At 69.8% G+C, this 22,759-nt stretch carries 19 protein-coding genes; 11 read left to right on the top strand and 8 right to left on the bottom strand.

Translation table 11 applies throughout. The features are described 5' to 3' along the window. Positions 1–126 precede the first annotated feature (126 nt). Positions 127–1,095 carry an alpha/beta hydrolase gene (locus CXQ97_RS10165; RefSeq protein ID WP_104180751.1) on the top strand — a complete coding sequence of 323 codons (969 nt, stop codon included), beginning with the start codon at positions 127–129 and terminating at the stop codon, positions 1,093–1,095. Between the two features lie 157 nt (positions 1,096–1,252). Here the strand turns inward: CXQ97_RS10165 and CXQ97_RS10170 are convergent, their stop codons facing one another. The 3 genes from CXQ97_RS10170 to CXQ97_RS10180 are packed head-to-tail and all read right to left on the bottom strand — an operon-like array spanning position 1,253 to position 3,197. Then, complete coding sequence (locus CXQ97_RS10170) at positions 1,253–1,711, bottom strand: ATP-binding protein (RefSeq protein WP_104180752.1); 459 nt, start codon at positions 1,709–1,711, stop codon at positions 1,253–1,255. After that, complete coding sequence (locus CXQ97_RS10175; RefSeq protein WP_104180753.1) at positions 1,704–2,036, bottom strand: STAS domain-containing protein; 333 nt, start codon at positions 2,034–2,036, stop codon at positions 1,704–1,706. The genes CXQ97_RS10170 and CXQ97_RS10175 overlap by 8 nt, the downstream gene beginning before the upstream one ends. 60 nt (positions 2,037–2,096) lie before the next feature. Further along, entirely contained in the window at positions 2,097–3,197 is a 1,101-nt protein-coding gene (locus tag CXQ97_RS10180; RefSeq protein WP_104180754.1) for a SpoIIE family protein phosphatase, read from the bottom strand. Positions 3,198–3,422: 225 nt separating this feature from the next. Here CXQ97_RS10180 and CXQ97_RS10185 point away from each other — a divergent pair, with 225 nt between their 5' ends. Continuing rightward, a complete protein-coding gene (locus CXQ97_RS10185; RefSeq protein ID WP_104180755.1) occupies positions 3,423–5,102 on the top strand; it encodes a cell wall metabolism sensor histidine kinase WalK in 1,680 nt (559 codons plus the stop codon). Positions 5,103–5,132: 30 nt separating this feature from the next. Here the strand turns inward: CXQ97_RS10185 and CXQ97_RS10190 are convergent, their stop codons facing one another. Together CXQ97_RS10190 and CXQ97_RS10195 are read right to left on the bottom strand one after the other, a co-directional pair. Next, the gene (locus CXQ97_RS10190; RefSeq protein ID WP_104180756.1) at positions 5,133–6,377 is read right to left on the bottom strand and encodes a GAF domain-containing sensor histidine kinase; all 1,245 of its coding nucleotides are present in this window, start codon (positions 6,375–6,377) and stop codon (positions 5,133–5,135) included. Positions 6,378–6,512: 135 nt separating this feature from the next. Next, a complete protein-coding gene (locus CXQ97_RS10195) occupies positions 6,513–7,976 on the bottom strand; it encodes a PucR family transcriptional regulator ligand-binding domain-containing protein (protein ID WP_104180757.1) in 1,464 nt (487 codons plus the stop codon). 167 nt (positions 7,977–8,143) lie between these two features. Between CXQ97_RS10195 and CXQ97_RS10200 the strand changes: the two genes are divergently transcribed. Further along, positions 8,144–9,574 carry an aminobutyraldehyde dehydrogenase gene (locus tag CXQ97_RS10200; protein ID WP_104180758.1) on the top strand — a complete coding sequence of 477 codons (1,431 nt, stop codon included), beginning with the start codon at positions 8,144–8,146 and terminating at the stop codon, positions 9,572–9,574. Between the two features lie 26 nt (positions 9,575–9,600). Next, complete coding sequence (gabT, locus tag CXQ97_RS10205) at positions 9,601–10,986, top strand: 4-aminobutyrate--2-oxoglutarate transaminase (protein ID WP_104180759.1); 1,386 nt, start codon at positions 9,601–9,603, stop codon at positions 10,984–10,986. Between the two features lie 76 nt (positions 10,987–11,062). Here gabT and CXQ97_RS10210 read toward each other — a convergent pair whose 3' ends face one another. Both CXQ97_RS10210 and CXQ97_RS10215 read right to left on the bottom strand, forming a co-directional pair. Next, positions 11,063–11,665 (bottom strand): GNAT family N-acetyltransferase, encoded by a 603-nt coding sequence (locus tag CXQ97_RS10210; RefSeq protein ID WP_104180760.1) that lies wholly within the window; start codon positions 11,663–11,665, stop codon positions 11,063–11,065. 238 nt (positions 11,666–11,903) lie between these two features. Further along, positions 11,904–12,575, bottom strand: coding sequence for a TetR/AcrR family transcriptional regulator (locus CXQ97_RS10215; RefSeq protein ID WP_104180761.1), 672 nt, complete (start codon positions 12,573–12,575; stop codon positions 11,904–11,906). A gap of 135 nt (positions 12,576–12,710) precedes the next feature. Between CXQ97_RS10215 and CXQ97_RS10220 the strand changes: the two genes are divergently transcribed. The 6 genes from CXQ97_RS10220 (at position 12,711) to CXQ97_RS10245 (ending at position 20,034) form a co-directional block, all read left to right on the top strand. After that, the gene (locus CXQ97_RS10220; protein ID WP_104180762.1) at positions 12,711–14,120 is read left to right on the top strand and encodes an NAD(P)/FAD-dependent oxidoreductase; all 1,410 of its coding nucleotides are present in this window, start codon (positions 12,711–12,713) and stop codon (positions 14,118–14,120) included. Continuing rightward, the gene (locus CXQ97_RS10225) at positions 14,120–15,013 is read left to right on the top strand and encodes a universal stress protein (protein WP_104180763.1); all 894 of its coding nucleotides are present in this window, start codon (positions 14,120–14,122) and stop codon (positions 15,011–15,013) included. Before CXQ97_RS10220 ends, CXQ97_RS10225 begins: the two co-directional genes overlap by 1 nt. Further along, entirely contained in the window at positions 15,010–16,530 is a 1,521-nt protein-coding gene (locus tag CXQ97_RS10230) for an APC family permease (RefSeq protein WP_104180764.1), read from the top strand. Before CXQ97_RS10225 ends, CXQ97_RS10230 begins: the two co-directional genes overlap by 4 nt. A gap of 134 nt (positions 16,531–16,664) precedes the next feature. Next, entirely contained in the window at positions 16,665–17,204 is a 540-nt protein-coding gene (locus tag CXQ97_RS10235; protein ID WP_104180765.1) for a MarR family winged helix-turn-helix transcriptional regulator, read from the top strand. 47 nt (positions 17,205–17,251) lie between these two features. After that, complete coding sequence (locus CXQ97_RS10240) at positions 17,252–18,814, top strand: APC family permease (protein WP_104180766.1); 1,563 nt, start codon at positions 17,252–17,254, stop codon at positions 18,812–18,814. Next, the gene (locus tag CXQ97_RS10245; RefSeq protein WP_104180767.1) at positions 18,814–20,034 is read left to right on the top strand and encodes a saccharopine dehydrogenase family protein; all 1,221 of its coding nucleotides are present in this window, start codon (positions 18,814–18,816) and stop codon (positions 20,032–20,034) included. The genes CXQ97_RS10240 and CXQ97_RS10245 overlap by 1 nt, the downstream gene beginning before the upstream one ends. 90 nt (positions 20,035–20,124) lie before the next feature. Here CXQ97_RS10245 and rarD read toward each other — a convergent pair whose 3' ends face one another. Further along, positions 20,125–21,087 carry an EamA family transporter RarD gene (gene rarD, locus CXQ97_RS10250; protein ID WP_104180768.1) on the bottom strand — a complete coding sequence of 321 codons (963 nt, stop codon included), beginning with the start codon at positions 21,085–21,087 and terminating at the stop codon, positions 20,125–20,127. Positions 21,088–21,282: 195 nt separating this feature from the next. Between rarD and CXQ97_RS10255 the strand changes: the two genes are divergently transcribed. Continuing rightward, positions 21,283–22,704 carry an FAD-dependent oxidoreductase gene (locus CXQ97_RS10255; RefSeq protein WP_181035035.1) on the top strand — a complete coding sequence of 474 codons (1,422 nt, stop codon included), beginning with the start codon at positions 21,283–21,285 and terminating at the stop codon, positions 22,702–22,704. The last annotated feature ends 55 nt before the right edge of the window (positions 22,705–22,759 follow it).

Below are 22,759 nucleotides of genomic sequence, written 5' to 3' on the forward strand. Positions count from 1 at the left end.
AGAGGCAGCGAGGACGGTGCGCCCGGTGCCCGGCAGCTCGGCAGCGGTGAGGACCGTGCACCCGGTACGGGCTCGCAGGATGATCACCGACGGCGGCTGCGCTGCGCCCGGCGCTAGGCTGGCCCCATGACGAGCGGACACGCAGCAGGCACCGAGGTCGTGGAACCGAGTGCCCAGGACGGCTCGCGGGCGATGCGCCTGGCGTCCCGGCTGATCGGCCTCCTGCCGACGAAGAGGAACCTCAGCGGCACGGACTGGGTGAACGCCAAGTACCCGGACCGCACGTATCCGTCGGTTGCTGCCATCCCGTGGACGTTCAAGCAGACGCACACCATCCAGGGGAAGCGGATCGACGGCGTCCGCACCGTCACGGTGCGTCCCCTCCTCGGAGCGACGCGCTCGCACATTATCTACACGCACGGCGGGATCTACATCAACGAGCTCGGCCGGCCGCACTGGTGGATCATCGCCGAGCTGACGAAGCGCACGGGCGCGGCCGTCACCGTGCCCCTCTACCGCCTGGCGCCCGAGAGCACCTACCGGCAGGCGTTCCCCTACCTCGTCTCGGTCTACCGCGACGTCCTGAGGACGGCCGAGCCGGAGGACGTCACGATGATGGGCGACTCCGCCGGCGGGGCACTCGCCATAGCGCAGCCCTGGGCCTTCCGGGACGCCGGGCTACCGGCACCCGGCCGCGTCATCGCCTTCTCACCGTGGCTCGACGTCACCGCCACCAACCCCGAGATCCCGAAGTACGACGCCGTCGACCCCATGCTCTCCGTGCCCGGCGGGGTGCAGGCGGGCCTGTGGTGGTCGGGCGGCGACGACCCGAGGACGCCCCTGGTCAGTCCGGCCTGTGCTCCCGGGGACATGCTGGCGACCGTGCCGGTCACGCGGATCTACCAGGGCACGCGGGACGTGTGCATGGCGGACGCCACCGTCTTCCGGGACAGAGCGGTCGCGGCGGGCGCGGACGTCACCCTCAGGGTCTACCCCGGCGGGTTCCACGTGTTCCCCGCGTTCCCCCGCCTGCCGGAGTCCCGGGAGGTCTACGCGGACATCGCAGCGTTCCTCGGGCGTCCGGCCCTGCCCTGAGCTCAGGCCCAGACCCAGACCCAGACCCAGACCCAGCCCGGCCCTAGCCCTAGCCCAGCCCAGCCCGGCCCGGCCCGGCCCTGGCCCAGACCCGGCCCTGACCAGGTTCTGCGGCTCGGCGTGCCCGACGACGCTCCGGCGGGCCGCCGGATTCCTGTCAGGCCCCGCCGGAGTCCCGGGACAGGACCCAGATATTGGTGTCGCCTTCGCGCTCCACCGTCACGGTGGTGACGAGTGCGCGGATCATGAAGAGGCCCCGGCCGGATTCGTCCTCGTGGGGCAGCGTGCCGTCCTCGGGGAAGACCTCGGCGGGGGGCGGATCCAGGTCGGGCACGGGGTCCATCGCTTCGGCGCCGATCTCGCTGATGACGGCACGCAACCGCTCTGCGGAGACGGTGAGCTCGACGCCGAGGAGCAGGGTGGCCCCCTCGGCAGGGACACCGTGCTGCACCACGTTGCTCGCGGCCTCGATCACGGCCGTGGCGAAGGCCATCTGGTCGAGCGCCGGAACGAAGGCTGCGTCGTTCCAGAGCTGGTCGAGGATGCCGTGGAGGTCCTCGATGGCCTGCTCGGAGGCCGGCTCCTCGAGGGTGCGACGCGCCAGGACGTCATTCACCGGCGAAGGCTTCCTCGGGCGTGCGGTGCGGAGTCAGGACCCGATGCATGCTGGTGAGTTCCAGCACCATGGTGACCTGCGGCTGGGCGGCTGCGATGCGGAGGTCACCACCGGACTGCCGTGCCAACTTGAGGCAGCCGATGAGGGCCCCGAGACCGGACGAGTCCATGAAACTGGTGCCGGCGAGATTCACCACGATCCGCTTCCCGCCCGCACTCACGACGTCACCGACGATTTCCCTCAGTCGGGGCGCAGCGACCATGTTGAGGCGACCCGTGGCTGACACCTCCGTGTAGCTTCCCTTGTCCTCCGTGCTGAATTCCATGTGCATCTCCTCTTCGGATGGCTCTCCGTGGTAGCGGGTCGGTGGCACCGGGCCACGGGGTCAGATCGGGAAGCGCCTGAGCACGACGACCGTCACGTCGTCGGCGACCTCGGGGACGTCTGCAAGGGCCAGCAGCGCGGCACAGGCGGCATCGGCGCTGCCCATGGCGGTCACCACCCCGGCCACGGCGTCCGTGAACTGTGCGACCGTCTCGTAGATGTCCATCAGGCCGTCGCTCACGATGGCCAGGGAGTCGCCCGGCTGGAGGATCGCCGTGCCCGGCGACCAGGTCTGGTCGGGCCATGCTCCGACCGGCGGCCCGGCCGACGGGAGTCGCGTGACGCCTCCGTCCGCCGCGACGTGCAATGCGAGTCCGTGGCCGGCGTCGACATAGCTCACGGTGCCCGTCGCTGCGTGGAGGCGTCCGTGGAACAGCGTGACGAAGGAGTCGTTCTGGTCGAGGTCCGCCTCGGTGGCACGCGCTGCGGTGGCGAAGGCCGTCTCGATGCTCGGCTGTGCCGCGACGGATCGCATGGTCGCCCGGACCGTGGCCGCGATGAGTGCGGCGCCCATGCCCTTGCCCATGGCATCCGCCACGGTCAGGTGCAGTCCGTCCCGCGTGCCGTACCAGTCGTAGAAGTCCCCGCCCACGCTCCGGGACGGCCGGAAGCGGCCCGCGAGCTCGTAGTCCTCGAGGGTGAGCTGGTCGCGGGGGAGGAGGTTCTGCTGCACCTCGGCGGCGCGCAGCCGGTCATCGGCATTGACGACGTCGGCCTCCGCCTGGCGGCTCTGGCGTCGGAAGAGGGACTTGATGCGCGCCACGAGCTCGCGCGGGCTGAACGGCTTGCTGATGTAGTCGTCCGCACCGGTCTCGAGACCGGTCAGGCGCTCGATCTCGTCGGTGCGCGCGGTGATCATGAGGATGTAGGCGTCGGAGAAGGTGCGCACCTCCCGGCACACCTCGACGCCGTCGCCGTCGGGGAGGTTGAGGTCCAGGGTGATCAGGTCCGCACCGGCGCGGGCCTTCTCGAGGCCTTCACGCGCCGTGGCGGCCTCGGAGACCTCGAAGCCCTCCCGCGTCAGTACTTGGACGAGCAGGCCCCGGATGTCGACGTCGTCCTCGACAACCAGCGCGCGGCGAACCTGGGGAGCGACAGTCATGGTGCTCATTAAACGCTACGCGGGACCATCTCCAGGACGCGCGACGAGGCACGGCCGGAATGACCGGGCCATTGCGCCGAACTTGATGCGATCTTGAGGCTCACACCACTGTTCCGGGCCCGGAAGCGAAGGACTGCCGCGCTATCCTGTGGCTGGCAGGCCACGGCACGCCGCCCGTCAAGCAGAGGCGGAAGAACTCGACGACGGACAGGGGAACGGCCGCAGATGGACAAGGTGCTCTCCTACCTGACGCTCGATAGGGGGCAGTTCCATGAGCTGACCCTGCGGGCACGCGTCATCCTCACCCAGCTCCCACTCTCCCTCACGGTGCTGCTGATCCTCGTGGGCGGCGTCCTCTTCCACCGCGACCTCTTCGAGAGCCGGTCCTTCCTCGTCGGGGTGGGACTGCAGGCACTGCTGCTGGTGGTGTGCGTGCTCGTGCCCTGGGACCGCCTCCCGCATGCGAGCTTCCTGGTCATCCCGCTGCTCGACTTCATCCCCATCGGACTCATGCGCTACGGCGCGGGAACGGTCATCACCGGTGTCGGGCTCCTCGCCGTGTTCCCCGTCATCTGGCTGGCCGCCTCCGGGCTCTTCCCGCGGGCCGCCCTCACGGCGGGGTTCCTCGGTTCTCTCGGCGTGGTGTGGGTGCCCGTCTTCGTGACCGACGCCGAGGTCTCCTCCCAGTCGCTCACGCAGTCCTTCCTGCTCCCGTTCATCATGCTCGCGATCGGCGTGACCATCCGGGTGATGACGGCGAGCATGATGGCCCAGCAGGCGGTGGTCGAGGAGAAGGACCGCGCACTGCAGGTGCTCCTCGAGGAGAGTGCGCGCCGCGAGCGGCTGCTCGACACCGTGGTCAACAGCGTCGATGTCGGCCTGGTCGCTCTCGACGACGCCGGACGGCCGGTCCTGACCAACCGCAAGCTCGAGAAACTCCGTGCGCTCACCGGCGGTGCCGGCGATACCGCCGAGGAGGACCTGCGCATCTACCAGCAGGACGGCGAGACGGTGATGCCCGCGACGCGGCGTCCCACGCGGCGCGCCGCCGAGGGGCAGGTCTTCTCCGACTACCTGCTGTGGTGGGGTGAGCGGCCCGGCCAGCGGGTCCTCTCGACCTCGTCACGCGTGATGACCAACCAGGCCGGCACACGTGAGGGATCCGTCGTGACGTTCAACGACGTCACCGAACTCGTCGCCGCCCTCAATGCGAAGGACGAGTTCGTGGCGACGGTGTCCCATGAACTGCGGACTCCGCTCACCGCGATCCGGGGCTACCTCGAACTGCTGACGAGCATCCCCGACCTCGAGCCGGAGGTCGCCTCCGGTCTCGAGGTGGTGTCGCGCAATTCGGAGCGCCTCCACAAGCTCGTCGTGGACCTGCTGTCCGCGGCGGAGGGGCCGCCCGAGATCACACCGGCGCCCACCGACTTCTCCGGCCTCGTGAGCCGTCGGATCGCGCAGGCCGAGGAGGGCAACAGCAACCCGCTGGTGCGCTTCGAGGACCTCACCGATGCGGGTCTGGTGGCACTCTGTGACGCGTCCCGCATCACCCAGGTGCTCGACAACCTGCTCTCGAACGCCATCAAGTACTCGCCGGACGGCGGCCGCGTGACCGTCCGTGCCGCCGAGGTGGACGGCGAGGTGGAGTGCAGCGTGACCGACGAGGGCAGCGGCATGTCGCCCGAGGAGTTGGAGGGCGTGTTCTCGAAGTTCTTCCGCACCTCCGGGGCGCGCAACGCCGCCATCCCGGGCGTGGGCCTCGGGCTCGCGATCGCCCAGGGCATCGTGCAACGGCACGGCGGCACGATCACCTGCCGCAGCGTGGAGGGCGAAGGGTCGGTCTTCACGTTCCGGCTGCCGCTCGCGCACATCGAACAGGGCCGGCCCCTGCAGGCCCAGTAGGGTCGGGCTCCGGCGGGCCGGAGCAGGCTCTCAGGCCGCCCGCCCCAGGTCCACGGTCACCGTGGTCCCGCCGCCCGGCGTTCCCGTCACGCTGATCGACCCGTCATGGGCGGCCGCGATCCGGGCGCAGGTCGCGAGACCGATCCCGTTGCCTGCCGGATCCCCGTCGCGATGCAGGCGGACGAGGGGCTCGAGCACCCGCTGGCGGTCGGCCGGGTCGATGCCCTTGCCGTGGTCGATGACGCGCAGCACCTGCGTCTCGCCGACGCTCCCGACCACCTCGATGCGGGGAGGACTGCCGGGCGTCGAGTACTTGATCGCGTTGGAGACGAGGTTCTGCAGGAGGGCGGTGACCTGTGCCTGATCCACGCACAGCTGCACGTCCCGCACCGTGATGACCGCTTCGGAGGCGCTGCTGAGGGGGAGGACGTCCTGCAGCACGGCGTTCATCATCGTGTCGAGGCGTACGGCACGGCGGGTGATCGACCCGCCGATCCGCGAGAACTCGAGGACGTCCTCCACCGTGGCCAGCATGCGGCTCGCGCTGCCGCGGATGATGCTGAAGTAGCGTGCTGCGGGCCCGGAGGATTCGACGTCGTCGTCCTGCTCGCTGAGCTCGGCGTACCCGAGGATCGCGGTGAGGGGGTTCTTCAGGTCGTGGCTGACGCGGGCCGCGAATCCGGCGAGGTCCTCGTTGCTGCGCCGCACCACCTCGAGCGCCTCGACCAGCTGCCGCGTCTTGAACTGCAGCTCGAGGACCTCCACCACCTGCCGGGCGAGGATCTCGAGGGCCTCCTGCTGTTCCGCGTCGAAGTCGAGCACCTCGGGGGAGAAGACACAGAGGGACCCGAGGGCGTGGCCCTCCTGCGTGACGAGCGGCACCGACGCGTAGGACCGGACGTTGGCGATGCCACCGTTGACGAAGGGGTTGTCGGCGAAGCGCGGGTCACGGGACGCGTCGGCGAGCGCCGTGATCGAGCCCGAGGTGAAGACCTTCGAGCACATGGAGTCGTCCCGCGAGCAGACCGCCGGATCCACCCCGGCAGCCGCGATCTGGTGCTGCTGGTCCGCCGTGATGATGTTGATGACACCCGCGTGCATCCCGCTCACGCGCACGGCGAGCTTGACCAGGTTGAGGAGTTCCGGGGGCGTCTCGTAGTCGACCCTGTCCACCGGCACGCCGCCGGCCTCCCCGTAGGGAAGCCGGTAGTCCTGGAGGACCGCCTGACGGGCGAGCTCCTGCAGAACCGATCCGTCGACATGGAGCAGTGACATGGAGACCCCCGAAGGACGATGAGACCGGTGCGTGAGGATCCAACTATCGCATGCACCGGGCTGCGGGCGTGCCAGCCGCTCTTCGCGCCTTCTCCCGACGCGGGCGGGGTGGCGGGCCACCCCGCCCGCTGGCGTTCACCCGAGAGCACGGATCCGCAGGGCGAGGTAGAGGTGCACGCGGTCCGCGGTGACGGCGGGATCGTATCCCGTGAGCGTGACGACCTGCTGCAGCCGGTACCGGACGGTGTTCCGGTGGAGGCCCAGCGCCGCGGCGACGGCGGCCACCGATCCGTCGAGGTCGAGGTAGCGCTGCAGGGTGGCCAGCAGGCCCGCGCCGTGCGCCTCGTCGAAGGTCTCGAGCGGGCTCAGTGTCTCGGCGGCGAGAGCGGCGAGGGGCACGTCGGCACTGGTCATGAGGAGCGACGTGAGGCTCAGTCGGTCCGCGACGTTGAGCGCCTGGCCGCGCTGCAGGGCCTCGCGGGCCTCGAAGTAGCTCCAGCGCAGCCCATTGGGCTGCGCGTACGAGCCGCCGACACCGATCCGCGCCGTCAGGCCGGCACCGTGCAGGTAGCGGCCGAGGTCGGCCGGATCGGGCGTGGCAGGCGTGGGGAGGACCAGGACGAGGCGTTCGTCGACGAGGCCCGCCGACACGCCGTCCCAGCCGTCGGGCAGGGGCAGCGTGCGGAGCGCCCGCCGCTGGCCCGAGGCGACGTCGACGATCAGCACGCCGTGCCGCAGCGCGGTGTCGATGCCCGCACCCGCGAGCCTCGCCGCGGCCTCCGCTCCCGCGAGCGTACCGCGCACCACGTCCTCGAGCAGCTGGCCCACCGCGTTCCGCATGCCCGTCCGGTTCCGGGCCTGGTTGGTGAGGTCGACCGAGATCAGGTTCTGCGCGTACTCCACGACCGCGGTGCGGGAGTAGGGTTCCGCGATGGCCAGGGTGCAGCGGTCCTTCAGGCCGGTGGCGATCGGGAGGCGGTGCCAGGTCGCCGAGGCCGCGGGGTCGCCTGCGGTGGCGGTGCCGGCAACGCCCGGAGTGCGCCCCCGCCTGCCGGGACCCGAGGCGCCCGCGATGCGCGCGCCGTACTGGAACAGGGCGACGTCGGTGCGGAGCATGCGGGCGAGCTCGCCGAGCAGGGCGCCGAGGCCGCCGGGCCCGAGCAGGGCCGAGGCCAGGACCGCGTGCCCCTCCAGGAGTTCCTCCAGGCCCGCGAACCGGTCGGCGGACAGGGCGTCGGCCACCCTCTTGCCGATCGCGATGAAGGGGACCTCGTAGGGCACGCGGAAGGCGGGCAGTCCGACGTCGTCGGCCTCCGCGAGCACGGCGGCAGGGATCCGCTGGTGGGTGAGGCCCACGCCGAACCCGATGGCGAGTGCTCCCGCCTCGTGGGCGCGCCGGACGAACGCCCGCTGGGCGGCCCCGGTCTTGAGCCGCACGCCCGTGGTCAGGACCACTTCGGCCCCGTTGAGGAACGGGCGTGGATCCTCCAGCTCGGTCACCGCGACCCATTCGATCGGATGGGGTGGAGCCTCGGCACGGCCCTCCGCGACGAGCCCGAGCGCGGCATCGGAGAGGAGATCGGGAAGGGTGATGGCCATGCCACCAGTTTAGGCGTCCACTGTGCTCCTGCACCGCCTGCAGGCGCGGTCACTGTGCAGGTATCCGTGGCAGCGGTTCTGCCCCGCCGGGTACCGTTCTCTCGATACCCGCGGCCCGGATGCTTCCGGGCTCCGCGCGGACACGACCTCTCGAAAGGCACTGCACCGTGGCTGAGACCCTTCAGAACTACATCGACGGGGCGTTCGTGACGCCCGCCGGCACCGAGCTCCTGGACATCGTCAACCCGACCAACGGTGAGGTGGTCGCACAGTCGCCCGTGTCCTCACCCGCGGACGTCGACGACGCCATGCGGGCGGCCGCTCGAGCCTTCACCACGTGGAAGCGGACCACGCCGAGCCAGCGCCAGCTCATGCTGCTCAGGCTCGCCGACGCCGTCGAGGGCGCGAGCGACGAGCTCGTCGAGGCACAGCACCGCAACACGGGCCAGGTGCGCGAGATGATCGCCGCCGAGGAAGTAGCCGTGGGCGCCGACCAGCTCCGGTTCTTCGCCGGTGCGGCACGCATCCTCGAGGGCAAGTCCGCGGGGGAATACCTCGAGGGCCACACCTCGTACGTGCGCAGGGAGCCCATCGGCGTCGTCGCCCAGGTTGCGCCCTGGAACTACCCCTTCCTCATGGCGATCTGGAAGATCGGGCCCGCGCTCGCTGCCGGCAACACCGTGGTCCTCAAGCCCAGCGACACCACGCCCGAATCGACGCTGGTGCTGGCACGGCTCACGCAGGGCATCCTGCCCGACGGCGTCCTGAACGTGGTACTGGGCACCGGCGAGACCGGAGCCGCCATGATCGAGCACCCCGTCCCGGGCCTCGTGTCCATCACGGGTTCCGTCCGCGCGGGCATCGCCGTCGCCACGAGCGCGGCGAAGGGCCTCAAGCGCGCCCACCTCGAGCTCGGCGGCAAGGCACCCGCCGTCGTGTTCGCTGACGCCGACCTCAAGCGGAGCGCGGCCGCGATCGCCGAGTTCGCCTTCTTCAACGCAGGCCAGGACTGCACGGCGATCACCCGTGTCCTCGTGCAGGAGGGGGCGCACGACGAGTTCGTCGCCGCGATGGTCGAGCACACCGCCACGCTGAAGACCGGCAATGCCGACGACTCCCAGAACTACTTCGGACCGCTCAACAACATCAACCACTTCAACGCCGTCAACGCCGTCATCGATGCGCTCCCCGCACACTGCAGCATCGCGACCGGCGGCAAGCGGGCGGGCGACAAGGGCTACTTCTTCGAGCCGACGATCATCACGGGTGCCCGCCAGGACGACACCGTGGTGCAGCAGGAGACGTTCGGGCCGATCGTCACGGTGCAGACCTTCACCACGGAGGAGGAAGCCGTGGAGCTCGCCAACGGCGTGGACTACGCCCTCGCCTCCAGCGTCTGGACCACGGATCACGGGACGGCCATGCGGGTCTCGCGCGATCTCGACTTCGGCGCGGTCTGGATCAACACGCACATCATGCTCACCGCCGAGATGCCTCACGGCGGCTTCAAGAACTCCGGCTACGGCAAGGACCTCTCCATGTACGGCGTGGAGGATTACACCAGGATCAAGCACGTCATGAGCGTGCTGGACGCGTAGCCGTCCCCCCGAGACAAGGAACCCAGATGACCACCTTCGCAACAACCCCCGGCACCGCCGCGCCGCGCTTCAGGCTCGAGCAGAAGCGCCGCATCACCGGCGACTTCCCCGGCCCCAGGTCCACAGAGCTGGCCGCGCGCCGCGCCGCCGTCGTCGCCAAGGGCGTCGCCTCCGGCGTGCCCGTCTACGTGGCGGACGCCGACGGCGGCATCATCCACGACGTCGACGGCAACTCCTTCATCGACCTCGGCGCCGGCATCGCCGTGACGAGCGTCGGCGCCTCCGACCCGGCGGTCGTCGGCGCCGTCAAGGAGCAGGTGGAGCACTTCACGCACACGTGCTTCATGGTCACGCCCTACGAGGGCTACATCGCCGTCGCCGAGCAGCTCGCGGAGCTCACCCCGGGTGACTTCGAGAAGCGGACCGTCCTGTTCAACTCGGGCGCGGAAGCGGTGGAGAACGCCGTGAAGGTCGCGCGCCTCGCGACCGGCCGGGACGCCGTCGTCGCCTTCGACCACGCCTACCACGGCCGCACCAACCTGACCATGGCACTCACGGCCAAGTCCATGCCGTACAAGACGAACTTCGGTCCGTTCGCACCGGAGATCTACCGCGTGCCCATGAGCTACCCCTTCCGTGAGGAGAACCCGGCCATCACGGGTCCCGAGGCGGCGCAGCGCGCGATCACCATGATCGAGAAGCAGCTCGGTGCCGAGTCGGTCGCCGCGATCATCATCGAACCCGTGCAGGGTGAGGGCGGTTTCATCGTGCCCGCCGAGGGGTTCCTCCCGGCGCTCTCTGAATGGGCCACGGCCAACGGCGTCGTGTTCATCGCCGACGAGGTGCAGTCCGGCTTCTGCCGTACGGGAGAGTGGTTCGCCGTGAACCACGAGGGTGTCGTCCCGGACATCATCACCATGGCCAAGGGCATCGCCGGCGGCATGCCGCTCTCGGCCATCACGGGCCGGGCGGACCTGCTCGACGCGGTTCACGCCGGCGGACTCGGCGGCACCTACGGCGGCAACCCGGTGGCCTGCGCCGCGGCCCTCGCCGCGATCGGGACCATGAAGGAGCAGGACCTCGCCGGACGGGCCCGCCACATCGAGGAGCAGGTCACGGAGCGCTTCGCCGCCCTCCAGGCCGATCTGGGGGAGCGCGGCATCATCGGCGAGCTCCGCGGCCGGGGCGCCATGCTGGCGATCGAGTTCGTGGAGGCGGGCAGCAAGGCACCGAACGCCGCTGCCACGAAGGCCATCGCCGCGCAGTGCCTGCGCGAGGGTGTCATCATCCTGACCTGTGGCACCTACGGCAATGTGATCCGCCTGCTGCCGCCGCTCGTCATCACCGACGAGCTGCTGGCCGACGGTCTCGACGTGCTCGAGCGCGCGATCCGCGCGGTCGACGCCGGCTGACCCGGGCAACCGGGACGGCGAAGGCCCCGCAGCGCTGCTGCGGGGCCTTCGCCGTGTACGGGTGGATGTACGGTGGTCAGCCGACCGGGATGAGGGCCCGGAACTGCGGGTTCTCGGCTAGGAAGGCCTGGGCGTGCCGGCAGTAGGGGATGGGGGCGAGACGACGCTTGTGGGCGCTCAGCAGGGCCTGGCGGATGAGTACGGGCTCCAGGCCCGAGCGGCCGTAGGTCGGCCCGACGACGGTCTCGAGCAGGCGGATACGGCCTGCCCGCATGTCGTACTTCACGTAGCCGACCATGACGCCGTCGTGGAACAGCTCGAAGCGTGAACTCACGGTGTTGTCGCGGAACTTCTCGCGCAGCTTCGCGCTCTCCGTCTGCTCGGCGGCACGTGCGTCACGGCCCTCGAGGGCCTCGGCCACGGCCTCGTAGTCCTCCCGCACGCCGAACGGCGGGAAGTCCACGTCGAGGATGCGGTACAGCTGGTTGGACAGGATGCGGAGTTCGCGCGTGCTGATGGCGGAGAGATCCGTCGGGACCTCGGGAGCCTCGGGGGCCGGGGGTCCGGGCACGACGGCTGCGTCGGCGAAATCCCTGTCCTGCAGGTCGGACGAAGTGCTCCAGCTGCCACGCTCGGCGTACTGGGTAACGGTGTCAGGGGAAAGGGGTGCAAGAGTCATGGCGACCTCGAAAATAAGTGGTTCGGCAGGCCGCTGCTTGACCGCTCTCCGAAGGTAACAGATCCCTTGCGTCCCGTAAAGCTAGGCCATCTAGCAATCGGCGGATCCTCCCCCCGTCGGGTCGGGGACTTCCACGCAGGGATGCGGTTCATCGGTGCATCCGGCCAGGCCCGCCCCGACCTGCTCGAGAAGTACCCGGCGACCTCCGGTCCGGGACCGACTCAGCGGTTCCCGTAGATCAGGACGTGGAAGCGGCCAACTGCTGGCGGAGCCCGGCGATCATGCCGTCCAGGCCCGCCCGGAAGGCCGCATCGGCCGCGCTCTCCGTGCCGGCGGCCGCGGCGGCGCTGCGCACGGCGGCGGTGAAGACGGGGAACGCGTCGGCCAGGGCTCCCGAGTCGAAGATGTCACCGGGTGCGGTGACGTCGAGTGCCGAGCCGTAGATGAAGGACTCCAGCGCGACGATCGCCGGCACGATGCGGTCCTCGGGCCAGCCCGCCCGCTGGAACCCCCGCGCGACCTCCTCGTACATGCGGAGGGTCTCGGGCGCGTCGGTGACGGGCAGCACCGCGATGACCGGGACGAGCGGCGCATGCCGGGCGAAGACCGCGCGGTAGGACCAGGCCCACCGCCGTACCGCCTCGTCCCAGGGCCGGTCCGCGAAGGCGTCGAACTCGACCATGGTCATGACGTGGTCCTGCACCCAGCCGAGCACCTCGCGCTTCGACTCCGCATGGTTGTAGAGCGCGGACGGGGCCACCCGGAGCCGTCGCGCCACGGCCGACATTGTGAGTCCCTCGTAGCCCTCGCTCTCGATGAGGGCGAGTGCCGCGCCGGTGATGCTGTCCTTGGACAGGAGGCTGCGGGGAGGGCGCCCGGCACGCCGCGGCGCCGGCGTTGTTGCGGTCATGGAACCAGCCTCCTGTTGCGGTGCCGTCAACTCTACGGTCGCTCCCTTCCCTCAGGGGACGCCCGTGGCTATAGTAGGGCAAAATAATGAACGACATTCATTTTGTGGTCCGCGTCATGCGGCCGGGAGGATTCCATGGACATCATCGAGCGCGACGTCGTCATCATCGGAGCGGGCCCATCGGGCCTGACCGCAGCACGCGAACTGACGAGGGCCGGCCATACGGTCGCCGTCGTCGAGGCCCGGGACCGCGTGGGCGGGCGCACGCACACGGACGTCGTCGACGGCGCCGTCCTCGAGGTGGGCGGGCAGTGGGTGTCTCCCGACCAGACCGCGCTGATCGGGCTCCTCGACGAACTCGGCATGGACACGTTCCCGCGGTACCGGGAGGGCGACTCGGTCTACATCGGCCCCGACGGCAGGCCCGTCCGCTACTCGGGGGAGATGTTCCCCGTCAGCGACTACACCCGCGAGGAGATGACCCGGCTCATCGACGTCCTCGACCGGCTCGTGGCAGAGGCGGGCCCCGAGGCGCCGTGGAACCACCACGACGCCCGCGCGCTCGACACCATTTCCTTCCACCACTGGCTGCGACAGCAGTCCGACGACGAGGAGGCGTGCGACAACATCGGGCTCTTCATCGCCGGCGGGATGCTGACCAAGCCCGCCCACTCCTTCTCAGCCCTGCAGGCGATCCTCATGGCCGCGACCGCGGGTTCCTTCTCCCACCTCGTGGACGAGGACTTCATCCTCGACCGGCGCGTGGTCGGCGGCATGCAGTCCGTCTCCGAGCGCATGGCCGCGGAGCTGGGTGAGGACGTGATTCTCTCCAGCCCGGTGCGGACGCTCCGCTGGAGCGGCATGGACGGGCAGGGCGGCCCCGAGGGGGTCACGGTCGTCTCGGACACGACGACGGTGAACGCGCGGTACGCCGTCGTCGCCGTCCCACCGAACCTCTACTCGCGCATCAGCTACGAGCCCCCGCTGCCGCGCCGCCAGCACCAGATGCACCAGCACCAGTCGCTCGGGCTCGTGATCAAGGTGCACGCCGTGTACACCACGCCGTTCTGGCGCGAGGAAGGGCTCTCCGGGACCGGCTTCAGCGCCGGCTCGGTGGTGCAGGAGGTCTACGACAACACGAACCACGAGGACCCGCGGGGCACCCTGGTGGGGTTCGTCTCCGACGAGAAGGCGGACGCGATGTTCGAGCTCCCGCCGCACGAGCGCCGCGAGCGCATCCTCGGCTCGATCGCGGGCTTCCTCGGCCCGCAGGCCCTCGACCCGGAGGTGTACTACGAATCGGACTGGGCGTCGGAGGAATGGACCCGCGGCGCCTACGCCTCCAGCTACGACCTCGGCGGTCTGCACCGCTACGGCCGCGACCAGCGCACACCGGTCGGACCCGTCTACTGGTCGTGCTCGGACATCGCGGCCGAGGGCTACCAGCACGTGGACGGCGCCATCCGCATGGGGCAGCGCACCGCCGCAGCCGTCCATCTCGCGCTGGCCTCCGGGCTGCAGCCCACCGGCACCGGGAGGGCCTGATGCGCTACATCGTCGGCTACACCGCGGACGAGCGCGGGCACGACGCCGTCTGCCTCGCCGTGGCCCTCGCCCGGCGCCAGGACGCGGACCTCGATCTCGTCCTCGTGACGCCCGAACACTCCCTCTACGCGGGCACCTACCCGCCGGACAAGGGCTTCGACAGCCTGCTCTCCGAGCAGATGCGGGAGTGGATGGACGAGGGGCTCGCCCTCGTGCCCGACGACGTCCGTGCACGTGGCGTCGTGATCCGGGCGGAATCGAACGCGGAGGGCCTCATCCGGGCGGCCGAGGACACCGAGGCCTCCCTGATCGTCATCGGGGCCAGCTCACGCGGCCTCGCCGGGCGGTTCAGCGTGGGCAACGTGGCCCGCAGCCTGCTCCACGCCTCACCCGTCCCCGTCGCGCTCGCGCCGAGGGGCTACCGCCGCACCGACCCCGTCACGCGCCTCACCTGCGCGGTGGGCCGGCGTGCCGGGGCCGACGCCGTCATCTCCGTGGCTGTTTCCTCAGCCCACCGCCGCGGCCTGCCGCTCCGCCTCGTGTCCCTCATCGCACTCGACGCCGGCCAGCCGGATCCGGGCGGAGCGGAGGACGACGCGAACCGACGGCTCGCGGAGGCGTCGGCGTCGCTGGCCGCGGGCGGGCGGGTGAGCGTGGAGACGGCGCGGGGTGCGTCCATCGAGGAGGCCATCGAGTCCATGGCGTGGGACGAGGGGGAGGTGCTGCTGGTCGGTTCCAGCCGCCTCGCGCAGCACGCGCGAATCTTCCTCGGGTCCACGGCCGCCAAGATCCTGCGTACGCTGACCATCCCCATGGTCGTCGTCCCGCGTACGTACGCAACGCCCGGCACCACCTCCGGACCGGGCGCCTTACCCACAGAGGCGGACGCATGAGTATCGACGAGACAACACAAAGGGGATCAGGACTCAGCAGCAAGGGCCTCGATTCGGGGACCGTGGGCCTGCTGGGCGCCGTCGTCATCGGGGTGTCCTGCGTGGCCCCCGCCTACACCCTGACCGCGGCCCTCGGCCCCACCGTCGCAGAGGTGGGGGTGAACCTGCCGGCCATCTTCCTGGTCGGCTTCATCCCCATGCTGCTCGTGGCCCTCGGCTACCGGGAACTGAACAGCGCGATGCCGGACTCCGGGACGACCTTCACCTGGGCCACGCGGGCGTTCGGCCCCTGGATCGGCTGGATGGGCGGCTGGGGGCTCATCGCCGCGACCGTGATCGTGCTGTCCAACCTCGCCGCCGTCGCGGTCGACTTCTTCTACCTCCTGATCTCGCAGGTGCTCGGCGATCCCGCGATCGCGGAACTGACGCTCGACCTGCCGGTGAACATCGCGACGACGCTCGTGTTCATCGCCCTCGCCTGCTACATCTCCTACCGGGGGATGCAGGCCACCAAGACCGTGCAGTACGTGCTCGTCACCTTCCAGCTCGTGGTCCTCGCCTGGTTCGCCATCGCGGCCTTCATCCACGTCGGCAACGGCACCGCCTTCGACGCCACCGGCATCAGCGCCGACTGGTTCAACCCCTTCGCCGTCGGCTCGTTCTCCGCCTTCGCTGCGGGTGTCTCGCTCTCGATCTTCATCTACTGGGGCTGGGACGTGACGCTCACGATGAACGAGGAGACCACCGACCCTGACAGGACACCGGGCCGCGCGGGAGCGCTGACGGTGATCGTGATCGTGGTCATCTACCTCACGGTGGCGCTCGCGACCCTCGCCTACGCCGGGGTGGGCGACGGCGAACTCGGCGCAGGCAACCCGGACAACCAGGAGAGCATCTTCGCGACGCTCGCCGGCCCCGTCATGGGGCCCTTCGCCATCCTCATGTCGATGGCGGTGCTGAGTTCCTCGGCCGCGTCCCTGCAGTCGACCTTCGTCTCGCCTGCCCGCACGCTGCTCGCCATGGGCCACTACAAGGCACTGCCGAAGGGCTATGGACGCATCAGCCCACAGCACAAGTCGCCGAGCTACGCGACGGTGGCCGCGGCCGTCGCCGCCGCGGGGTTCTACGTCTTCACGCGCCTGGTGTCGGAGAACGCGCTGTGGGACACCATCACGGCCCTCGGCCTGATGATCTGCTTCTACTACGGCATCACCGCGCTGGCGTGCGTCTGGTACTTCAGGGCCCAGGCCTTCGCGAGCGCCCGCAACGTCTTCTTCAAGTTCCTGGCGCCGCTGCTCGGCGGCGTGATCCTGCTGGTCATGTTCTTCAAGACGGCCGTCGACTCGATGGACCCCGAGTACGGGTCCGGGTCCGAGCTCTTCGGGATCGGCATGGTGTTCATCCTCGGGATCGGCGTGATCCTGCTCGGTGCGGTGCTCATGCTCGTGTGGTCGCGCATCAACCCGGCGTTCTTCCGCCAGGAGGTCCTGACCCGGGGGGCGGCGCCGCGCGACTAGCGGCCCGGATCGACGGCGTGTCGCCCTGCGACACGGCCGGCTACCCGGGAGACCGGGAACGACGGCGGGTGTCATGAAGAGAAATGCGGCGCAGGACCGGTCCCGCTGCGCCTCGATCCGCCTAGCATTCCAGCATGGAGGGACCCGCCGGACCGGCGACCGGCACTGAGCGACGAGCCGCGCTCGACGACGTCGAGCAGGAGGCTGCCCTGATCTGCCGCAGCGAGCAACGGGTGTGCCGTGCCGTCGCCCGCAGGATCGACCCGGCGATGGAACCCGCCGCCTACAGCGTCCTCGCGGCCGCCCGGACGCTGGGCCCCTGCCGGGTGACCGACCTCGCCGCGACGCTGGGCATGGGCGCCCCCTGGGTGAGCGGCCATGTGGCGGCGCTGCAACGGCTCGGCCTCGTGGAGCGCGGAGCGGCGGGTGACGACGAGCGTTCGCGCCCCGTGGTCCTCACGGGGGAGGGGACCCGCCGGATCGACGACGCCCGGCAGAGCAGGAGGCGCTCCTTCCGGAGGCGACTCGCGGCATGGGACCCGGCCGACGTCGTCGAACTCGTGGGCCTGCTCTCCCGGTTCAACGCGGCGTACCTCACGGCGGAGCTGCCGGACGCGCCCGTTCCCCGAGGTGGTAGCGGGACTTCCGGGAGGGCGGGCCGGTCAGTAGAGTGACGCCAGACCTCCCGCGGTGGCAGGGGTCCTTCCAGAATCGGGGCAGAATGAGCCAGTTCCCTTCCGACAGCCGGCCTCCGGGGGAGCCGACGAACCGCTCCGGCAAGGGCCTCGCAACGGGTGCCCTGGGGCTGTGGGAGTCGACGGTGATCGGTCTCGCCTCGACCGCGCCGGTGTACTCCCTCGTCGCGACCCTCGGTTTCGTCGTCCTCGCCGTCGGGGCCCAGGCCCCGATCGCCTTCATCCTCGCCTTCGTCCCGATGGTGTTCATCGCCTTCGCCTACCGCGAGCTCAACGAGGCCGTGCCCGACTGCGGGACCTCCTTCACCTGGGCGACCAAGGCCTTCGGGCCCTGGGCGGGATGGATGGCGGGATGGGGTGTCGCCGTGGCGGGGATCATCGTGCTGGCGAACCTCGCGCAGGTCGGCGGCACGTACCTCTGGCTGCTCGTCGGCGACGGCTCCCTCGCCGAGGACCCGCTGCTGGTCACGATCACCGGCGTCGTCTTCATCGCGCTCATGACGGTGGTCAGCTACCGCGGTGTGGAGATCGGCGCGAAGCTGCAGAACGTCCTGCTGGGCGTCCAGTACGCGGCGCTGGTGCTCTTCGTGGTCCTCGCCCTCGCCGGTGCGGCCGGCGGGACCGTCGCGACCGCCACGCCGCCGTCCTGGGACTGGTTCAACCCGTTCGCGTTCGAGAGCGTCGAGGGATTCACCGAGGCGATCCTCCTGGCCCTGTTCGTGTACTGGGGCTGGGACGCGTGCCTCGCCCTGAACGAGGAGACGAGGGACGCCCGGCGCATCCCCGGCCGTGCGGCGCTGCTGTCGACCGTCCTGCTGCTGGTGACCTACGTGGGCGTGACCGTCGCGGCCATGATGTACGCGGGCGTCGGGGAGGAGGGTATCGGCCTGGGCAACGAGGCGAACTCGGAGGATGTCTTCCTCGCCCTCAAGGACGCCGTCCTCGGGCCCTGGTCGTGGCTGCTCGTCGTGGCCGTCCTGGTCTCGGCCGTCTCCTCCACACAGACCACCATCCTGCCCACAGCGCGCGGCACGCTGTCCATGGCCGTGTACGGGGCCCTGCCCGCGCGCTTCGGCACGGTGCACCCCCGCTTCAGGACGCCCTCGTTCTCCACGCTCGTGATGGGCATCGCGGCGATCGCCTACTACGTGGTGATGACGATCATCAGTGAGAACATCCTGGCCGACTCGATCCTCTCCCTCGCCCTGGCCATCGCCTTCTACTACGCGATCACCGGCTACGCATGCGTCTGGTACTTCCGGCGTGAACTGTTCACGTCGCGCCACAACGTCGTCTTCCGGTTCCTCCTGCCCCTGATCGGCGCCGTGCTGCTCACCGCGGCCTTCGTCCGGTCGGCGATCGACATGGCCGACGTCGAGTACGGCTACAGCGTGCTGTTCGGCGTCGGCGGTACCTTCGTCACGGGCATCGGCTCCCTGGCCCTGGGCCTGGTCCTCGCGGTCGTCTGGCGCAGCAGGTCCGGATCCCGGCCCTTCTTCCGGGGGCAGAGCCTGAACGAGGACACACCGGTGCTGGTACCCGACGCACCCGACGTGTACCGGCGCTCGATCGACGGCGGACTCTCCTGATGCGGATCCTGATCATCGGCGCCGGCGGCGTGGGTTCCGCTGCGGCCCGCATCGCCGTGCGCCGCACCTTCTTCGAGCAGCTGGTGGTCGCCGACTACGACGTCGCACGTCCACAGGCGCTGGTCGCCGAACTGCAGGATCCCCGCCTCGTGGCCGCGTCGGTGGACGCGTCCTCGGCGGAGGCGGTTGCCGGCCTGATCCGGGGGCACGGTGCCACCCATGTCCTCAATGCTGTGGACCCGCGGTTCGTGATGCCCATCTTCGACGGATGCCTCGCCGCCGGCGCCACCTACCTCGACATGGCGATGAGCCTGTCCGTGAAGCATCCGGACCTACCGTACGAGAAGACGGGGGTCATGCTCGGACAGGAGCAGTTCGACGCCGCAGAGCAGTGGGAAGCGGCAGGCGGACTGGCCCTGGTGGGGATCGGGGTAGAGCCCGGGCTGTCGGACGTGTTCGCGCGCTACGCGGAGGACGAGCTGTTCTCGTCGATCGACGAACTCGGGGTCCGCGACGGGGCGAACCTCACGGTCGAGGGCTACGACTTCGCGCCCTCGTTCTCGATCTGGACGACCATCGAGGAGTGCCTGAACCCGCCCGTCATCTTCGAGCGGGACCGCGGATGGTTCACCACCGAGCCGTTCAGCGAGCCCGAGGTCTTCCAGTTCCCCGGGGGCATCGGAGCGGTGGAGTGCGTGAACGTGGAGCACGAGGAGGTGGTCCTCATGCCCCGGTGGACGAAGGCGCGCAGGGTGACCTTCAAGTACGGGCTGGGGGAGGAGTTCATCGATGTCCTGCGTACCCTGCACAAACTGGGTCTCGACTCGACCGAGCCACTCGAGGTGAAGGGGGTCAGCGTCTCACCCCGCGACGTCGTCGCTGCGGCCCTGCCCGACCCCGCCACGCTCGGCGACCGGATGCGCGGGAAGACCTGCGCGGGCCTGCTCGTCACGGGCCTCGGGAAGGACGGTGCGCCGCGGACCGTGTACCTCTACCACGTCGTCGACAACGAGTGGACGATGGCCGAGTACAACTCGCAGGCCGTGGTGTGGCAGACGGCCGTCAATCCCGTGATCGCCCTCGAGCTGCTCGCCTCGGGACGGTGGACGGGGCGCGGGGTGCTGGGGCCGGAGGCCTTCGACGCGCGGCCTTTCCTCGACCTCCTGGCAGCCGACGCCCCCGCCGGCTACGGATCGCCCTGGGGCCTGGAGGAGCGCTGAGGGCTCTCCGCGCGGACGCGTCCTGGGCTCGTGCACCCGCGGCACCGTCCGTGTCCACGCCGGGGAGGTACGCGCCGTCCCCGGAACGGGCTAGGCCGGGGCGGACACCGGCTCGGTCGGCTTCTCGAGCCGTGGCTGGCGACGCACGCTCCGCAGCATGTCGACCGTCAGGAGGATCAGTGCCACCCAGACGAGGCTGAACCCGATCCACCGTTCGAACGGCATGTCCTCACCGAGCACCAGCAGTGCGAGGAGGAACTGGAGCACGGGGGCGAGGTACTGCAGGAGGCCGATCGTCGTCAGCGGGAGGCGGCGGGCGGCGGCACCGAAGAAGATGAGCGGCACGGCCGTGATGACGCCCGAGGCGGCCATGATCCAGAAGTGGCCCGCCCCCTCGGTCACGAGGGTCGCCTCGCCGGTCGAGCCGAGCCACAGCATGACGCCTGCCGCGATGGGCGTCAGCACCAGCGTCTCGATGCTCAGGCTTGACACCGCGTCCACCCGGGAACCCACCTTCTTCTTCGCGAACCCGTACAGGCCGAACGAGAACGCGAGCGTCAGCGCGATCCACGGCACCGCGCCGTAGCCGACCGCGAGCACGACCACCGCAAGGACGCCGATGCCGATCGCGGTCCACTGGAGGGGCCGCAGCTTCTCGCGCAGCACGATCACGCCGAGCAGGACCGACACGATGGGATTGATGAAGTAGCCCAGCGCGGCTTCGATGGCCTGGCCGGAGGTCACGCCGTAGGTGTAGACGAGCCAGTTCACGGCGATCAGCAGCGCCGCGATCGTGAGTGTCCCGACGATCTGCGGGGTGCGCAGGGCCGTGAGCACGGGACGCCAGGACCGCAGGGCGGTCAGCAGGAGGGCGCAAAAAATGAGGGACCACAGGACGCGGTTGGCCACGATCTCGACCGGACCGGCCGGGGCGAGCACGAGGAAGTACAGGGGCAGCAGACCCCACAGTCCGTAGGCCCCGATCCCGAAGAGGACGCCGACGGAGTTCTCGCTCCGCGCCGGACGACTGACCTTTGCGCCTGTTCCACTCACGACGTCGTGAACCGGACAGCGCGAACGTTTATTCCCACGGTCCGGTTCCCTCCATGCACCGCCGGGCCGGCGGAGGAGATCCCTGCCACTGTTTTACACCGTGCCGCCCGGCGGCATTTAGAATAGGGAAATGTGCGCTTATTTCTGCGCGACGGTATCCACCAGGATCATTTCCACCGGGAAGAAGGCTCATCAGTGTCTACCTCAGCTGCGGCTCGACCGCTGCGGGTCGCGATCATCGGCGCCGGTCCGGCAGGCGTCTACGCCGCCGACATCCTGACGAAGTCGAACGAGGTGCAGGGCGGGGACTTCGCCGTCAGCATCGACCTGTTCGACCAGTACCCGGCGCCCTACGGTCTCATCCGCTACGGCGTCGCACCTGACCATCCGCGGATCAAGGGGATCGTCAACGCCCTGCACAAGGTGCTCGACCGCGGGGACATCCGCTTCCTCGGCAACATCAACTACGGCCGGGATCTCACGCTCTCCGACTTCCGCCGCTTCTACGACGCGGTGATCTTCGCGACGGGTGCCATCCGGGATGCCGACCTGGACATCCCGGGCGTCGAGCTCGACGGTTCGTTCGGTGGCGCCGACTTCGTCTCCTGGTACGACGGCCACCCCGACGTCAGCCGCGACTGGCCGCTGGAGGCCAGGGAGATCGCCGTGATCGGCAACGGCAACGTGGCCCTCGACGTGGCGAGGATCCTCTCGAAGCACGCCGACGACCTGCTGTCGACGGAGATCCCGGACAACGTCTACCAGGGGCTGAAGGCGTCCCCCGTCACCGACGTCCACGTCTTCGGTCGCCGCGGACCCGCCCAGGTGAAGTTCACGCCCCTGGAACTGCGCGAGCTGTCCCATTCGCGTGACGTGGACATCGTCCTGTACCCGGAGGACTTCGATTTCGACGCGGGGTCCGAAGAACAGATCGCCACGAACAACCAGACGAAGACGATGGTGAAGACGCTCACCAACTGGCTCGTCGAGGACGAGCCGACGGGCGCGTCCCGCCGCCTGCACCTCCACTTCCTGCACTCGCCCGTCGAGATCCACGATTCCCCCGAGACGCCCGGCAAGGTCGCGGGCATGAAGTTCGAGCGGACCGAGCTCACCGGCGACGGCAACGTGCGTGGTACCGGGGAGATCATCGACTACCCCGTCCAGGCGGTGTACCGGGCCATCGGCTACTTCGGCTCGGAACTGCCCGAGGTCGGGTTCGACGGGAGCCGCGGTGTCATACCCAACGAGGGTGGCCGCGTGATCGACCAGGACGGGCAGCCGGTACCGGGCATCTACGCCACAGGGTGGATCAAGCGTGGGCCCGTGGGCCTCATCGGGCACACCAAGGGTGATGCGCTGGAGACGATCGGGTTCCTCCTCGAGGACCGGCTCAACCTCCCGCCCGCGGAGGACGCGTCCGAGGACGCCATCATCGGTCTCCTCGAGGAACGCGGCGTCCGCTACACGACCTGGGACGGCTGGCTGAAGCTGGACGCGCACGAGCTGAAGCTCGGGGCCAACTTCGTGAACACGTCCGGCAACGCGGAACTCGTGCGAGAGCGTGTGAAGCTCGTACCCCGCGAGGACATGGTTGCCATTTCTCGCGGCGAGTAGTCCCGCTACACTGTGACCTGTCCCACGCTTCCACGCGGGGACAGGTCACGAAGCG

This window comes from Arthrobacter sp. B0490 (assembly GCF_002929355.1).
Classification (GTDB): domain Bacteria; phylum Actinomycetota; class Actinomycetes; order Actinomycetales; family Micrococcaceae; genus Arthrobacter_D.

Coding starts and splice junctions, on each gene's coding strand:
- CXQ97_RS10165 (WP_104180751.1), top strand. CDS start 127: ATGACGAGCGGACACGCAGCAGGCACCGAGGTCGTGGAACCGAGTGCC.
- CXQ97_RS10175 (WP_104180753.1), bottom strand. CDS start 2,036: ATGGAATTCAGCACGGAGGACAAGGGAAGCTACACGGAGGTGTCAGCC.
- CXQ97_RS10180 (WP_104180754.1), bottom strand. CDS start 3,197: ATGACTGTCGCTCCCCAGGTTCGCCGCGCGCTGGTTGTCGAGGACGAC.
- CXQ97_RS10185 (WP_104180755.1), top strand. CDS start 3,423: ATGGACAAGGTGCTCTCCTACCTGACGCTCGATAGGGGGCAGTTCCAT.
- CXQ97_RS10190 (WP_104180756.1), bottom strand. CDS start 6,377: ATGTCACTGCTCCATGTCGACGGATCGGTTCTGCAGGAGCTCGCCCGT.
- CXQ97_RS10195 (WP_104180757.1), bottom strand. CDS start 7,976: ATGGCCATCACCCTTCCCGATCTCCTCTCCGATGCCGCGCTCGGGCTC.
- gabT (WP_104180759.1), top strand. CDS start 9,601: ATGACCACCTTCGCAACAACCCCCGGCACCGCCGCGCCGCGCTTCAGG.
- CXQ97_RS10210 (WP_104180760.1), bottom strand. CDS start 11,665: ATGACTCTTGCACCCCTTTCCCCTGACACCGTTACCCAGTACGCCGAG.
- CXQ97_RS10215 (WP_104180761.1), bottom strand. CDS start 12,575: ATGACCGCAACAACGCCGGCGCCGCGGCGTGCCGGGCGCCCTCCCCGC.
- CXQ97_RS10220 (WP_104180762.1), top strand. CDS start 12,711: ATGGACATCATCGAGCGCGACGTCGTCATCATCGGAGCGGGCCCATCG.
- CXQ97_RS10225 (WP_104180763.1), top strand. CDS start 14,120: ATGCGCTACATCGTCGGCTACACCGCGGACGAGCGCGGGCACGACGCC.
- CXQ97_RS10230 (WP_104180764.1), top strand. CDS start 15,010: ATGAGTATCGACGAGACAACACAAAGGGGATCAGGACTCAGCAGCAAG.
- CXQ97_RS10235 (WP_104180765.1), top strand. CDS start 16,665: ATGGAGGGACCCGCCGGACCGGCGACCGGCACTGAGCGACGAGCCGCG.
- CXQ97_RS10240 (WP_104180766.1), top strand. CDS start 17,252: ATGAGCCAGTTCCCTTCCGACAGCCGGCCTCCGGGGGAGCCGACGAAC.
- CXQ97_RS10245 (WP_104180767.1), top strand. CDS start 18,814: ATGCGGATCCTGATCATCGGCGCCGGCGGCGTGGGTTCCGCTGCGGCC.